Below are 14,077 nucleotides of genomic sequence, written 5' to 3' on the forward strand. Positions count from 1 at the left end.
ACTAAGATCGCGCCGTCCATTTGAGCAGCACCAGTGATCATGTTTTTAACATAATCGGCGTGACCAGGACAATCTACGTGTGCGTAGTGACGTGTAGGTGTATCGTATTCAACGTGAGACGTTGAAATAGTGATACCACGTTCGCGCTCTTCTGGAGCGTTATCGATTGATGCGAAATCTTTAGCAACACCGCCGTATACTTTTGCAAGTACGTTAGTGATTGCTGCAGTTAGTGTAGTTTTACCGTGGTCAACGTGGCCGATTGTACCAACGTTTACGTGCGGTTTTACGCGTTCAAACTTTTCTTTTGCCATGACGGAACCTATCAGTTTTGTGTATCTAAATTACATATGAAAATAATCCACCAGAGGTAGATTAAGTTAATTTTTTCAAATAGTATTTTCTGACAGATAAAGGAAGTAATCAAGGAGATTCTTAGGACTGGTGCTGATAGGCAGAGTCGAACTGCCGACCTCACCCTTACCAAGGGTGCGCTCTACCAACTGAGCTATATCAGCAACACAAGAACTGGAGCGGGCAGCGGGAATCGAACCCGCATCATCAGCTTGGAAGGCTGAGGTAATAGCCATTATACGATGCCCGCATAAAAATCTGTTCTTAAACTACCTCTAACCGTCAAGAATAAAGTGGTGGAGGGAGCTGGATTCGAACCAGCGAAGGCTGAGCCGTCAGATTTACAGTCTGATCCCTTTGGCCGCTCGGGAACCCCTCCACGATAATTCTCTACTAATTCACTTCCGGTAAAAGGAAAGTGGTGCCGACTAACCGAGTCGAACGGTTGACCTACTGATTACAAGTCAGTTGCTCTACCAGCTGAGCTAAGTCGGCACTGCTTTAGTACGGGGCGAGATATTAGAGTAAGGTTTATTGGGATGCAACAATAAAATTAAAAAAAGTGTAAATTTTTAGTTTAAATGCTCAATATTCACGCGAAAACGCGTTTTTTGCACTTTTTTATCGTATTTTACTGAGTTGATGCCAATAATTTAATCCCTTCATTACGAGCAATGAATCAAAAATACTGCCTGCAAATTGTTGTTGTAATAGCGAGCCATAGCCACCAGCAAAAATAATTTGTGTTGCTTGTTCTGTTTTTTGAGCCGTTAAATTCAGCTTAGCTTGCTCAATTGCCCCGATGGTTGCCACTAAGGCACCGTTTTTTAAACCATTTGGCGTGTTTTTACCCAGTTCATTAGTAAACGGTGTTTTACCGTCATCAAAAACACGTTGGGTGTTTTGTGTAAGCGATGAGGTCATTAAATCAAGCCCGGGTAAAATCCAGCCACCCAAATGTTGTCCTTCGCCATTAAGCACGTCAATTGTGGTCGCGGTGCCTGCATCAACAACAATACATGCTTTATGTGGGTATAACGTAAAGCCTGCAATAAGCGCCAACCACCTATCTATACCTAAGTTACCCACATGCTCGTAAGCGCAGATTAATCCTCCAAGCGTTTTGGTTACCTTAGCTTCAAAGCAAATGATATTATAGCTAGCCGCTTGCGCGAAAATATCGCTCAGTAAATCACTGCGCCCTACGCATGCATAAATCACTTCGGTTATTTGCACCCAAGGTAGGTTATTTATATCTGCTGGTTGTGCTTGCTCGTTATGCCACAGCACAGCTTTTAGTGATGTATTTCCTACATCGATCAGTAATCTCATACTTGCGCCTTTCGAAGAGAGACTTCCCCGCCGTAATAACTTTTTACTTCACCGTCTTGGCGAATTCGTATTCCACCTTGTGGGTCAATGCCTTCACATATTCCACGCCAGCTTCTGTGCCCAGTATTTAGCTCAACGTATTCGCCAGCAAACGCATTGAGTGAATTCCATTGCTCATACATATTTTGCAAACCAGTTTGACGATACTTTACTAAACGCTGCTCTAAGTGGTGAGTAAGTGACGCCACCAGCTGGTTTTTATCAAGCTGTTGGGTGTGTTGATTTAAATCCGTCCATGCTTGGTCTATATGCTGGCTAAAGCTGTCTGGCATTTGTAAGTTGATACCTATACCAATCACGAGCTGACAAGGCCCTTGCGGCTGTCCGTCGAGTTCAACTAATACACCTGCAAGCTTTTGCTTATTTATATAAATATCGTTAGGCCATTTAAGCTCTACGTCAATTTGGTATAACGCTTTAATTGCATCATAAACAGCAAGACCTACCGCAATTGATACACCCATTGCAGCTTGAAGCCCGTCATCTAAACGCCAAAAGTAACTGTAATACAAATTAGCACCGAATGGCGATTGCCAAACACGGCCACGTCGGCCACGCCCTGCTTGCTGCATTTCGGCAACAATTACAGTGCCAGACTCAAGCTCAGTTTTAGCCTGTATGCGGCGCATAAGCTCGCTGTTGGTCGAATCTATAATAGGGTGTACCTCTACATTGGCCGTATTATCACCTAGCGCTTTGTAGTGCTGATCAATTTGTGTTTTATTTAAAAGGCCCACTTGGCTATTCAAGCAATAGCCTTTGCCGGTTACTTTAAAAATATCCAAACCCATTTCTTGTAACGTTTTAATATGTTTACTAACCGCAGCCCGGCTAATTCCTAGCTTTTCACCTAAGGCTTGGCCAGATACAAAGCCCCCTTGGTTAAGTGCATTTAAAATAGCGAGTTTGTTTCCATCAGGTGCTTTCATTGCTCAGGCTCCGCGTTAATATGGCATTCGCTAGTTTGATTAATTAAACGTACTTCGTGCTCAAGCATAATGTTGTAGCGCGTATAAACAACTTGCTGAATATGTTTAATCATTTTTATTAGGTCACTACCTTCACTATCTCCGTGATTAACAAGTACGAGTGCTTGTTGTTGATGCACTTCTATACCGGCCTCGCGGTACCCTTTTAAACCACTTTGATCGATTAACCAACCTGCCGCGACCTTGTGATGGCTGTGCCCATATTCGTAATGAGGTAAATCTACAAATTGCTTTAATAGCTCAGCTAATTGCTGGTTGGTTATTATTGGGTTTTTAAAAAAACTGCCCGCATTTGGCAATGTATATGGGTTTGGTAATTTACTATTACGCGTTTTTATAACCTGCTCAAACACTGCTTGCGGTGTAATAACATCTAGCTGCTGCAAAGGGCCATAACTTAAAACTGGTTGCCACTTTTTTGGAAGCACTAAATGCACTTGCGTGATCACCGCTTTATTTTTAAGGTCATGTTTAAATATTGAGTCTCTGTAGGCAAATTCACATTGCGTATTATTTAGCGAGTGCATAGTTTTAGTGGTTATATCAAAGTATTCTACCGACTCTATAAATTTAGCTATCTCAACGCCATAAGCACCAATATTTTGCACCGGCGATGCGCCAACCGTACCCGGTATAAGCGCTAGATTTTCAAGCCCGGGAATATTTTTATCAAGTAAGTAACTTACTAACTTATGCCAGTTTTCGCCTGCGGCAACACTTACTAACACATCACTTTCACGTTCGGTAATTTGAATACCTTTGGTTGCCATTTTAATAACGCTACCTACGTAATCGTCTAAAAATATAGTATTACTGCCCTCACCTAATAAGCAAAATGGCGTGTTAAAGCTTTGCGTTTTAAGCTGCTCAAGCTGAGTAATTTCAACAAAATTTTGGCATTGGCTGTTTAATGCAAATGTATGTAAGGAGTGTAATGAATGCGCCACAAAGCTCTCTAAAAATACCGGTAACTAATCGCAATAGTTTACCTCATCGTCGCAAATGTGGCACTAGATTGTAAAAATCACTCAACCCACCGTCTCAATCGTGATATAAAACCAGCACTTTTTTATTTGTGTTCAGAGTAATGATGAAAATTAAACCTCTTTTTTTAAGCCTCGCTATGGCGGGTATGTGTTCGCAAGCAATGGCTAATGCGATTGACCAAAACTCGTATGCTAACCTTGATGATGTTGTTACTACTCACTTAAACCTTGATTTAGATGTCGACTTTGCCGACAAGCAGTTAGAAGGTTTTGTTGAGCATACTCTTCATTGGAACAACAGCAAAAGTAGAACGCTTGTACTTGATACCCGCGACTTAGACATTGATAAAGTAATGTACAAAGATCAAAGCGGTAACTGGAAAAAAGCAACTTTTGATTTAGCTAAGCGTGATGACGTTAAAGGTTCAAAGCTTACTATTAAGTTTAAAAGCCAAGCTGAAGTAGTGCGCATTTATTACAACAGTCGTCCAGAAGCATCTGGCCTGCAATGGTTAACACCTGAGCAAACGGCAAGTAAAACGCATCCGTTTATGTACAGCCAATCGCAAGCAATTCATGCGCGTAGTTGGATCCCAGTGCAAGATACACCTGCAATGCGTGTAACTTACTCTGCGCGAATTCATACACCAAAAGATATACGTGCTGTAATGAGTGCCGATAACAAAGATGCGCTTTATAAAGATGGCGACTACATTTTTGATATGCCACAAGCAATTTCACCTTACCTAATTGCTATTGGCGCAGGTAACTTAGAATTCAAAGCAATGTCGCGTCAAACGGGTATATTTGCTGAGCCAACTATTTTAGATGCCTCAGTTGCTGAATTTGACGACACCCAAGCTATGATCGACAAAACAAACGCTATGTACGGCGAATATGCGTGGGGCCGTTACGACTTACTAATGCTGCCGCCTAGCTTCCCGTTTGGTGGCATGGAAAACCCACGCTTATCATTTATAACTCCAACGGTTGTTGCCGGTGATAAAAGCTTAGTTAACCTCATTGCCCATGAGCTTGCTCATTCTTGGTCAGGTAACTTAGTCACTAATGCAACGTGGGAAGATTTATGGTTAAACGAAGGTTTTACCTCGTACGTTGAAAACCGCATTATGGAAGAAGTATTTGGCCGTGACCGTGCGGTTATGGAACAAGCACTTGATTCTGCATCACTACGTGCGCAACTTAAAACAATTGACGCGGCAGACACTCGCCTTAATTTAAAACTTAACGGACGCGATCCAGACGATGCATTTAGCTCAGTGCCTTACACTAAAGGTCAACTATTCTTAATTTACCTAGAAAACAAATACGGTCGCGATAAATTTGACCCATTTGTAAAAGCGTACTTTAAAGAGTTTTCGTTTAAATCACTGACTACTGCACAATTTGTTACTTACTTAAAAGCTAACTTAATTGAAAAGTATCCTGGTGTTGTAAGCATGGATAAAGTAAACGAGTGGATTTTTGAACCTGGCTTACCAAGTGATGCACCAAACCCTACTTCTGATGCGTTTGATAAAGTAGATACAGCAACAGCAGCATGGTTAAAAGGCGACACAACAGCCGCCCAACTACCAACGACTGATTGGTCTGTACATGAGTGGCTACACTTTTTAAATAACTTACCACGTGATTTAAGCCAAGAGCACATGGTTGAGCTAGACTCAGAGTTTAACTTAACGCAGTCAACTAATGCTGAACGTGCATTTGCTTGGTTTATGCTAGCTGTAGGCAATGGTTATCAACCAATTTATCCTGCGCTTAATAAGCACTTATCAGGTATTGGCCGTCGTAAATTAATTGTGCCGTTATATAAATCACTTATCACTAACGGTAAAAAAGAGTGGGCACAAAGCGTGTACTTAAAAGCGCGCCCAGGGTATCACCCACTTGCACAAGGTACTATTGACGCATTGTTTGAATAAATAGCGTTAATTAGAAACTAAAAAGGGCCAAGTTTGGCCCTTTTGTTTGTCTGTACTTTAATTTTTCACTTTTTCTAAAAAAGCTTTACGCTCTATCGTTGTGGCTTGCTGCCACCAAAAATCAAGCATTTGTGGCGCACTTGGCATGCCCTTACCTGTAATTGGCGCTATTGGCTTTATTGGTCGGCTTGGACGTGTAGGCCCTGCTGGCACTGTATTTTTCATTACCGGTTTATTACTTGCTAACTGCGTATCAGGAATAACACTTAATGGTTTAGCAATGGCGCTATTTTTGGCTTTTAAGCTCACTTGAGGGGCTTCTGCAAATACTTTTGCAGATACTGCATTTTCCGCTCGATTAAACACTAAGGTATAATCTTTACCCGCTTCAATAGTTACATCAACCCAAAATGGCTCAGACTCCACAACTTCATGCGTGTCGTAATCATCTTCATATAAATCGGTGTACTTTAGCCTAAGCTGATAAGTGCCTGGTGCAAGCTCTACATCATCAATACGGCTAAACAAAGAGCTTTCTAGCATGCGGTCACCCACTTGTAGTGGTACAAACTCTTCTGGAAAGTGAATATTTTCAGCATTAGCCGAAAAACTAACTAGTAATGCAACGGCACTACTTATTAAAATTGGTTTAAGCATATTAACTCCTTTATTTGATTTCAGTTTGACACTGCTTTGAAAGTTTGTCATTAGTGAGCTTAAATTTCATAACACTTAATTAGGAACACACTATGAGCCAAGAAACTATTTTTACCAAAATAATTAATCGTGAAATTCCAGCCGATATCGTTTATGAAGATGAAGACACTCTCGCATTTAAAGATATAAACCCACAAGCGCCTTTTCACGTGTTAATTATCCCAAAAAAAGCAATTGCCACTATAAATGATATAAACCCTGAAAACTCACACTTAGTAGGCAACTTATATGTTGTTGCGGCTAAATTAGCTAAACAGCATAATTTTTCTGACGATGGATACCGCGTGGTTATGAACTGTAACGAGCATGGAGGGCAAACTGTTTATCACATACATTTACATATGCTTGGCGGTAAAGAAATGGGATGGCCACCTTATCAAAGCACAAAAAAAGTAAATTAATTAAGATTTTTTTGTTACTTTATTCTGCTCGAGTAATTAGTTACAAATATTATGATTTTTCATGAGCATAAAGTGAGAAATAGTTACTTATTTGCAACATTTTATGTTTAAATAATTGTAAAATCGTATTTGTTATTGAGTACACCAGCGACTTTCTAATACTAAAGGTGTGGAAGTCGTGATAAACTCAACCAGTCAGCTTTATAAAAGAGTATAAAAAACATGAGCAGTTCAGCCTTTTTGTTATTAGATAAAGAGCCAATTAACACTATTGGCATAAACGTTTTAGAACCTTTGTTAAAAACGCAAGGCCTTGACGTAACCACAGGTACGAACATTTTAGATATACCTGAAGGGACTCGACTTTTGTTTATTGAAACATCAAGTAAAGATGCATGGGGTAAACTAAAAGAACAACTAGTAAACCTGCGTATTAAATGCGATATCATATTATTCAACCTAGACGAAAACCCAGAGCTTGCTAATCGCGCGCTTTTAAGCGGTATTCGCGGCGTATTTTATACAACCGATAACGCGGATGTATTAATGAAAGGTATACGCCTACTAATGGAAGATCAACTTTGGTATCGTCGCGATATTATGTGTAATGCATTAAATCGTATGTTGCAGTTTAACAAAGACGCACTGCACAAACTTACTGAAGGTGATATAGAGCCGGTTAAACTTACTAAGCGAGAAAAAGCAATTATCTCATTAATGAGTAATGGCTCTAAAAATAAAGAAATCGCTGAAGAACTTAGCATTAGCCCACATACTGTAAAAACACATTTATACAGTGCATTTAGAAAAACTAAATGTCGTAACCGTATTGAGCTACTGTCTTGGGCACAACAAAATATACCTGACGAAATTCGCTAAATACGTATTTCGACTAAATATACAAAAACAGACACTTAAGTGTCTGTTTTTGTATGTGTTACACATTTATTTAATACCAATTCGCTTACTAAGTTAACTACTTTGAGGATTGGTATAACTGTATACTTTTGATAATCTTGGTTTAAAAATTACTTTGCTGGAATATTAATGCTCGATTCTTTCACTCTTTACTTTGCCAGCATAGCCATTATGGTTGTAATGACCTTACTTAACTTTTTAACATGGCGAACAAACAAACAAATTCCAGGCACACTGCTATACATTTTTTATCCTCTATTACTATTAGGTTCTGTTATTGGTTTTACTCTTGTTGGTGAGGCACATAATTTAGTTATTATTAGCGTAGCGAGTAGCATGATGTTTGCCGCATCGGTAGTTCATTGCCTTTCACTCAGTCAGTTTTTAAACTATCACGGTATAGGTTTTAAATTACTTTGCTCCGTTACTGCTTTTAGCGCTATAACGCTTGGTTATTACACCTTTTTTGACCCATCTTTGCGCGAAAGAATTATTGCATCCGATTTACAGCACATAGCAGAAGCTGGGTTTTTACTCTTTATATTTATTAAATATGCCCGCAAGCCCTATCCTAACGGCAGCATTGTATACATAACCATTTTAACGCTTGTTACTTTTAGCTTTATTGGCCGCTTGTTATTCATGGATAACATTGAACAAAAAAACCTTTTAACAAACGGCTGGTTTAGCGCTTTATTATTTTTAAATGGCGTGATTGCACCGATGTTTTACGCTTCGGGTATGGCGCTATTATGTAATGAGCGCAGAGAGCAGCACCTTAATAAATTAGCCGATAAAGCACAAAAAGATTTAGAGATACGCGGACTCTTTTTATCAACGATAAGCCACGAAATTCGTACTCCACTTAACGGTATTTTAGGCAGCGCTCAACTTGTTATGAACCAAACAAGTGATACACGCAATAAAGCTTACTGCGAGGCAATTATAAATTCTGCCGAATCACTTAACTTATTGGTAGATAAAGTCCTTGATTACGCGAGCTTAGATCAAAGTGATGAAGCGCTTTACGAAGAAGATGTAGAGTTTAAAACATGGCTTAATAATTTATGCTTATTACTAAGCCCACTCGCCGAGCAAAAACAGCTAAAGTTTGAACTAATATGTAATATTCCAGAGCAAGCCTGTTATTACTGTGACCAACAAAAGCTTAGGCAAATAATTATTAATTTAGTGGGTAATGCCATTAAGTTTACAGACCACGGAACCGTTAAGATTCAGGTTGATTTAGTCTTAGAAAAGCAACTTGAACATACCATAAAAATTAGCGTAAAAGATTCAGGACCAGGAATTGAAAATGATGAAATAGCTTATTTAACAGAACCTTATGTGCAAAGTAGTGCAGGGAAAGAGAAAGGCGGTACCGGCCTTGGCTTAGCTATTACCAGCCGCTTACTTGAAAAGCTGAGTAGCCGACTCGAAATAGCCAGCCAGCTTGGTACAGGCAGTGTATTTAGCTTTACCATCACGTTTGCTTTAGGCGAATTAAGCCTTGTAGAGCAGCGCCATCAAACTAAAGATTACTTAACAGGTCTTGATGTATTACTGGTTGAAGATTTAGATTTAAATCAAAAAATTGCTATAGAATTTATGGCCGACGATGAGCACAAAATTAAGCTCGCAAAAGATGGCAAAAGCGCGATAGAACTAATGCAAGCTCATCACTTTGATGTTGTTTTACTTGATATGAACCTACCTGACTTAACAGGCCAAGAAGTACTTAAACGTCTAAAACGCATTGATCATAAAAATCAACGAACCCCAGTGCTCGCGTTTACTGCAAGCCTTAGCCCTGACGAAGTAAAAGAGTATTTAGAACTAGGTATAAAAGACATTGTAGGCAAGCCTATTAAGCACGAAAAGCTTCGCCAAGCACTTAGCGACTCTCAATCTAATCAAACCGCTAGCATAGCCGTAGAATTAATTGATACCTTGTATGACAAAACAGCAGCCGAAACACTCACCAGCTCGTTTAGTGAAGATGAAGTATCTTCAATTTATAATGAATTTGTGCTTTCGGCGCGTAACAAGCTAATTCGCTGTCAAAAGCTCATTGATCAACAACCAGAGCAATGCATTAAGCTTTTACATCGCCAAGCAAGTACCGCGCTGCAGTTGGGTTTTAATCGCTATGGTATTGAGCTTAAAAAAATAGAGCGCCGCTTACTCGATAAAAAACCACACAACAACATGCTTGATGAAGCGTTAGATCTGTGGCAACGAAGCTTAGAGCAGTATTTAAAGTTTGTGCGTGGGCAGTTAGAGTGAAATTTAATATCAGTTAAAAACTATAATTAGCATCCACTAACTGCCCTAATGATAAGTTTGAAACGTCTTTATTTTTTAACAACCAGCTTTTAATCACCTCTATATCTTCTATTGAAGGTGAACCATAACGCTTGGAAGATGTTATAAACACCTCGAAATATTCCGCATCCCCCCTCCTCCAACCATAAGCTTTTGTGATGCAGCGAGTGCTAAAAAGTCATCAATAAAAACATCAAACTGTATTTTATTTTTTAATGCTAAATTACACTTAAGTGAAAAACCTAAAATAGAATACTCACCCACATATAATTTTTTACGAAGCCTTTTACTTTTTGGTTTTCTTTGTTTATTTATATGCTCCATAAGGTTCACTCTTCTATAATTTGAAATATTAATAATTTAATTTTTATCTCTTCCATATTTATCATCAAATCGCTCTATATCGCTTTCATCAAGTACAGCACCGGTTTGCACTTCAATGACTATTAATAGCTCTTTTTGATTATTAGCCAAGCTATGAATTTGCTTTGCGGCGATATAACACGATTGGTCATGCGTTAGCGTATGCGCTTGCTCGTTAATACATACGTCTGCAATACCTGAAACCACAACCCAATGTTCGGCTCGGTGCTGATGGCGCTGCGTCGAAAGCTTAGCACCGCTGTTAACAGTGATTTTTTTAACTTTAAAGCCAGCGCCTTCAACTAAAGTACGGTAATTTCCCCATGGGCGAAAAACGACTTGATGGTGGCTAAGTTTATCAGCCTGTGTTGTCGCAACTTGCTTAAGCAACAAAGGCAGTAAATCTAGCTCATTTTGATTTGCTATTAACGTGGCATCATGAGTATGAATAATCGCTAAATCACTTACTCCAAGCGTGGCAATTGTGTGCTCCGCTTCGTTTATTACTAAGTTGTTAGTACTTTTTTGAGCCATATAATTAGCATTTAAACTATTACCGTGTTCATCTTTTTTTGTAAGTGCATCAAGAGATGAAAAGCTGCCTACGTCACTCCATTGTAAGTCAACCGGCATAACAACTACGTTATTACTGCGCTCTAAAATAGCGTAATCTATTGAATCACTTGTGCAATGTTCAAGCGCACTGCTGCTTGGGCGGGTAAAGCCTAAATCTTTAGTAAACTGTGCCGCTGCAGCTACACTCTTTGCTATTTTTGGGGCAAACCGTTCGAGCTCTTTTAAGTATGCCGCTGGGGTAAATAAAAACATGCCGCTATTCCAGCTATAACCACCTTGGGTTAAATAACGTTTCGCTGTATCTAGGTTAGGCTTTTCTTTAAATTGAGCAACATCGTAACAACCCGTACCGGCAATAGCCGCGCCTTGTTTTATATAGCCATAGCCAGTATGTGGCTCTGTAGGCGTAATCGAAAACGTAACAAGCTTTCCTTGCTCGGCAAGTTTTACAGCTTCAGGGAGCTTAGTAGTTAATACATCAAAGTTTTCAATATGGTGATCGGCAGGCATCACTAATAACGGTCCGGTAATCCCATTTTGCAGTGCATAGTGGGCGGCTAATGCGATAGCAGGCGCGGTATTCTTACCTTTGGGTTCGAGTAATAATGCAGTAGAAGTTGAGCTTGCTGCTTGCTCTGCAGCAATAAATCGGTGCTGCTCATTACACACTAAAATAGCGTTATCGAACAAGTCATTAGAAACTCGCGCTAATGTACTTTGCAGTAAAGACTTATTTTCATTAAGCAGTGGTAAAAATTGTTTAGGCATTGCTTGGCGAGAAAGCGGCCACAAGCGAGAGCCTATGCCACCGGCTAAAATTACAGGAGTGATTAAAGTGTTCATAACGTAAATTAGCCGCCAACAAAAAATATCAGCGACTATTTTAACACTTTATTGGCTCTGTACTAAATTAACGTATTTATATTAATGAAAAAGAGTCAGCGTCTAAATAGGCAGGAAACGCCGCCTTAAACTCATCAAGTGGTGCTTTTTCAAGCGTTACAGTCACTAGCTGTTCAGTGTTATCTTTCGCTTTAGTTAATGCATCGCCTTTGAAGTCGTATACCGCTGTACCGCCATTATGTGCGATATTATTACCGTCTTCACCCACGCGATTAACGCCTACTACATAACATAGGTTTTCCATTGCACGCGCCATAAGTAACGTATCCCAAATATGGCGGCGCACAGCAGGCCAATTGGCTACGTTTATCATTACATCGTAGTCGTTATTATTGCGTTGAAATACCGGAAAACGCAGGTCGTAACATACCTGTGGTAACAATTTAAAGCCGTTGATTTCAAAAACTTTGCGCGCTTGCCCTGCTACAACGTAGTCACCCTCACTGCCTAGACGAAATAAATGGCGCTTATCGTAATAACTCACCTCTCCATCGGGCTTTACCCAATAAAACCGATTGGCTTTTTTATCACCTTGTGCAACAAGTACTGAACCCGCAATAACCGCATTATGTTTATGAGCCTGCGCCTTTAACCAAGTAAGTACTTTACCGTTTTCGGGTTCTGCACAATCTAAATTAATAGCAAAGCCAGTCGAAAATGTTTCTGGTAATAAAATTAAATCGGGCTGATTAGTAATTGCTTTAAGTTGTTTATCAAACATGGCTAAATTAGCGTCTTTATCAAGCCAGTGAAGCGAGCTTTGCAATGCTGTAATGGTTAAAGTTGACATAATATTTGCGCAGCCTCTATGAGAGTGTTGTCGTTTTTAGCAAAGCATAAACGAATGACTTTATCGGTTGGGGGCTTTTGATAAAACACACTTAACGGAATAGCCGCAACACCGGCTTGCTCAACTAACCAATGGCAAAATTCAACATCGTTTAAATCCGATACATCACTGTAATCTAACAATAAAAAGTAAGTGCCTTGGCTAGGTAGAATTTTAAAGCGACTATTACTTAAATGACTTGCTAATAAATCGCGTTTTTGCTGATAAAACCCACTTAGCTCATCTATATGCTCGCCTTGCTGCTCTAGCATATCGGCAAGCGCATGCTGTGCAGGCGTAAAACTTGAAAACGTAACATACTGATGAATTTTTCTAAATTCGACAGCTAAATCTGCAGGTGCAATGCAGTAACCCATTTTCCAGCCCGTGCTGTGAAACGTTTTGCCAAAACTCGATATAACAAAGCTTTTGGCAAATAATTCATCATCGCGTAATACACTTAAATGCGGCTGATCATCAAACGTAATATGCTCATATACCTCGTCGCTTATTACATATGATTTGTGAGTACCAACTAACTCTTTAAGCTCTTTTAAATCTTGCGCCTGCAATATTTTACCGCTCGGGTTATGCGGTGTATTAATAATAATTGCACGGGTGTTTTTAGTCATTGCTTGGCTCACTATCTGCCAATTAATTGTGTAATTTGGTGCACTCAAAGCAATATGTATTGCCTTACCCCCAGCAAGTTCAATTGCAGGTTGGTAAGAGTCATATGCAGGGTCAAACACTATCACTTCATCATTGGGCCGTACAATTGTTTGAATAGCCACAAACAATGCCTCTGTTGCGCCTGAGGTAACTGTAACCTGCTCCGCGGCATTTATATCAGCTGCATATTTGCGCTTTGCTAAATCAGCAATTTGTTGCTGTAATCGAGGTACGCCACTTGAAGGTGCATATTGATTAACGCCTTGCTGCACATAATAATTTAGCTGCGTTTTTAAAAGATCAGGAGCATCAAACTCAGGAAAGCCTTGAGAGAGATTAATTGCCGAAAACTCATTAGCCAACCCACTCATTTGGCTAAATATACTAACGCCTAAATTTGGTCATTTACTTTCAAACACGTGATGCCCTTAATGATGGTTTTGCGCTTAAAGCGATGCTATCACTGCTTTAAATAAAAGTGTAGCCGCCAAAAGGTAATTAGCTTTACGCTCATTAGTGAGGAATTTATGCAAAACAATGCCACAACGAGCAAGTTATTACATGCGGCAACAAAGAAGCACTTTTTAGTTTATTAATAAGCTAATTAAACTGAAAAAGGCGCTATTAGCTGTCTCTTGATCACAAGTCTGGCTCAAGAGATTTTGCTAAATCGTAGCCTTCCAGGATGGCTTGTAACTTAAGCCAT

The 14,077-nt window shown here is 39.6% G+C and carries 13 protein-coding genes and 4 tRNA genes; 4 read left to right on the forward strand and 13 right to left on the reverse strand.

Features of this window, described 5'->3' with window-relative positions:
• The 8 genes from GQR55_RS18295 to murB form a co-directional block, all read right to left on the reverse strand.
• A partial coding sequence (locus GQR55_RS18295) for a GTP-binding protein (RefSeq protein WP_240916915.1) occupies window positions 1-314 on the reverse strand: 314 nt, incomplete at its 3' end.
• Between the two features lie 128 nt (window positions 315-442).
• Window positions 443-518 (reverse strand) — tRNA-Thr (locus GQR55_RS18300).
• 11 nt (window positions 519-529) lie between these two features.
• A tRNA-Gly gene (locus tag GQR55_RS18305) sits at window positions 530-604 on the reverse strand.
• 44 nt (window positions 605-648) lie between these two features.
• A tRNA-Tyr gene (locus tag GQR55_RS18310) sits at window positions 649-733 on the reverse strand.
• Window positions 734-773: 40 nt separating this feature from the next.
• Window positions 774-849: transfer RNA gene (locus GQR55_RS18315), tRNA-Thr, on the reverse strand.
• Window positions 850-975: 126 nt separating this feature from the next.
• Window positions 976-1,686: a type III pantothenate kinase gene (locus GQR55_RS18320; protein WP_166421747.1), complete on the reverse strand. Its 711-nt coding sequence runs from the start codon at window positions 1,684-1,686 to the stop codon at window positions 976-978.
• The gene (gene birA / locus GQR55_RS18325) at window positions 1,683-2,675 is read right to left on the reverse strand and encodes a bifunctional biotin--[acetyl-CoA-carboxylase] ligase/biotin operon repressor BirA (protein WP_166421748.1); all 993 of its coding nucleotides are present in this window, start codon (window positions 2,673-2,675) and stop codon (window positions 1,683-1,685) included. Before birA ends, GQR55_RS18320 begins: the two co-directional genes overlap by 4 nt.
• On the reverse strand, window positions 2,672-3,682 hold the full coding sequence (gene murB, locus GQR55_RS18330; protein ID WP_166421749.1) for a UDP-N-acetylmuramate dehydrogenase: 1,011 nt from the start codon (window positions 3,680-3,682) through the stop codon (window positions 2,672-2,674). The genes birA and murB overlap by 4 nt, the downstream gene beginning before the upstream one ends.
• Before the next feature lie 143 nt (window positions 3,683-3,825).
• On the opposite strand from murB, the gene GQR55_RS18335 reads away from it, so the two are divergent.
• A complete protein-coding gene (locus GQR55_RS18335; RefSeq protein WP_166421757.1) occupies window positions 3,826-5,667 on the forward strand; it encodes a M1 family metallopeptidase in 1,842 nt (613 codons plus the stop codon).
• A gap of 57 nt (window positions 5,668-5,724) precedes the next feature.
• Here the strand turns inward: GQR55_RS18335 and GQR55_RS18340 are convergent, their stop codons facing one another.
• On the reverse strand, window positions 5,725-6,324 hold the full coding sequence (locus GQR55_RS18340; RefSeq protein WP_166421750.1) for a DUF2057 domain-containing protein: 600 nt from the start codon (window positions 6,322-6,324) through the stop codon (window positions 5,725-5,727).
• Window positions 6,325-6,416: 92 nt separating this feature from the next.
• Here GQR55_RS18340 and GQR55_RS18345 point away from each other — a divergent pair, with 92 nt between their 5' ends.
• The 3 genes from GQR55_RS18345 to GQR55_RS18355 all read left to right on the forward strand — a co-directional run bounded on the left by GQR55_RS18345 (window position 6,417) and on the right by GQR55_RS18355 (window position 9,989).
• Window positions 6,417-6,785 carry a histidine triad nucleotide-binding protein gene (locus tag GQR55_RS18345; RefSeq protein ID WP_166421751.1) on the forward strand — a complete coding sequence of 123 codons (369 nt, stop codon included), beginning with the start codon at window positions 6,417-6,419 and terminating at the stop codon, window positions 6,783-6,785.
• A gap of 222 nt (window positions 6,786-7,007) precedes the next feature.
• Window positions 7,008-7,664: a response regulator transcription factor gene (locus GQR55_RS18350; protein WP_077536419.1), complete on the forward strand. Its 657-nt coding sequence runs from the start codon at window positions 7,008-7,010 to the stop codon at window positions 7,662-7,664.
• Between the two features lie 168 nt (window positions 7,665-7,832).
• Window positions 7,833-9,989 (forward strand): response regulator, encoded by a 2,157-nt coding sequence (locus GQR55_RS18355; RefSeq protein ID WP_166421752.1) that lies wholly within the window; start codon window positions 7,833-7,835, stop codon window positions 9,987-9,989.
• Window positions 9,990-10,130: 141 nt separating this feature from the next.
• Here the strand turns inward: GQR55_RS18355 and GQR55_RS18365 are convergent, their stop codons facing one another.
• The 4 genes from GQR55_RS18365 to GQR55_RS18380 all read right to left on the reverse strand — a co-directional run bounded on the left by GQR55_RS18365 (window position 10,131) and on the right by GQR55_RS18380 (window position 13,742).
• Window positions 10,131-10,352 carry a 50S ribosome-binding protein YggL gene (locus GQR55_RS18365; RefSeq protein ID WP_166421754.1) on the reverse strand — a complete coding sequence of 74 codons (222 nt, stop codon included), beginning with the start codon at window positions 10,350-10,352 and terminating at the stop codon, window positions 10,131-10,133.
• Window positions 10,353-10,388: 36 nt separating this feature from the next.
• The gene (locus GQR55_RS18370; RefSeq protein ID WP_166421755.1) at window positions 10,389-11,810 is read right to left on the reverse strand and encodes a mannose-1-phosphate guanylyltransferase/mannose-6-phosphate isomerase; all 1,422 of its coding nucleotides are present in this window, start codon (window positions 11,808-11,810) and stop codon (window positions 10,389-10,391) included.
• 76 nt (window positions 11,811-11,886) lie between these two features.
• Window positions 11,887-12,660: an amidohydrolase gene (locus GQR55_RS18375; protein ID WP_166421756.1), complete on the reverse strand. Its 774-nt coding sequence runs from the start codon at window positions 12,658-12,660 to the stop codon at window positions 11,887-11,889.
• Window positions 12,648-13,742 carry a methionine aminotransferase gene (locus GQR55_RS18380; RefSeq protein WP_206012141.1) on the reverse strand — a complete coding sequence of 365 codons (1,095 nt, stop codon included), beginning with the start codon at window positions 13,740-13,742 and terminating at the stop codon, window positions 12,648-12,650. The genes GQR55_RS18375 and GQR55_RS18380 overlap by 13 nt, the downstream gene beginning before the upstream one ends.
• Between the last annotated feature and the right edge of the window lie 335 nt (window positions 13,743-14,077).

Source organism: Pseudoalteromonas sp. Z1A8, assembly GCF_011378855.1.
Lineage (GTDB): Bacteria > Pseudomonadota > Gammaproteobacteria > Enterobacterales > Alteromonadaceae > Pseudoalteromonas.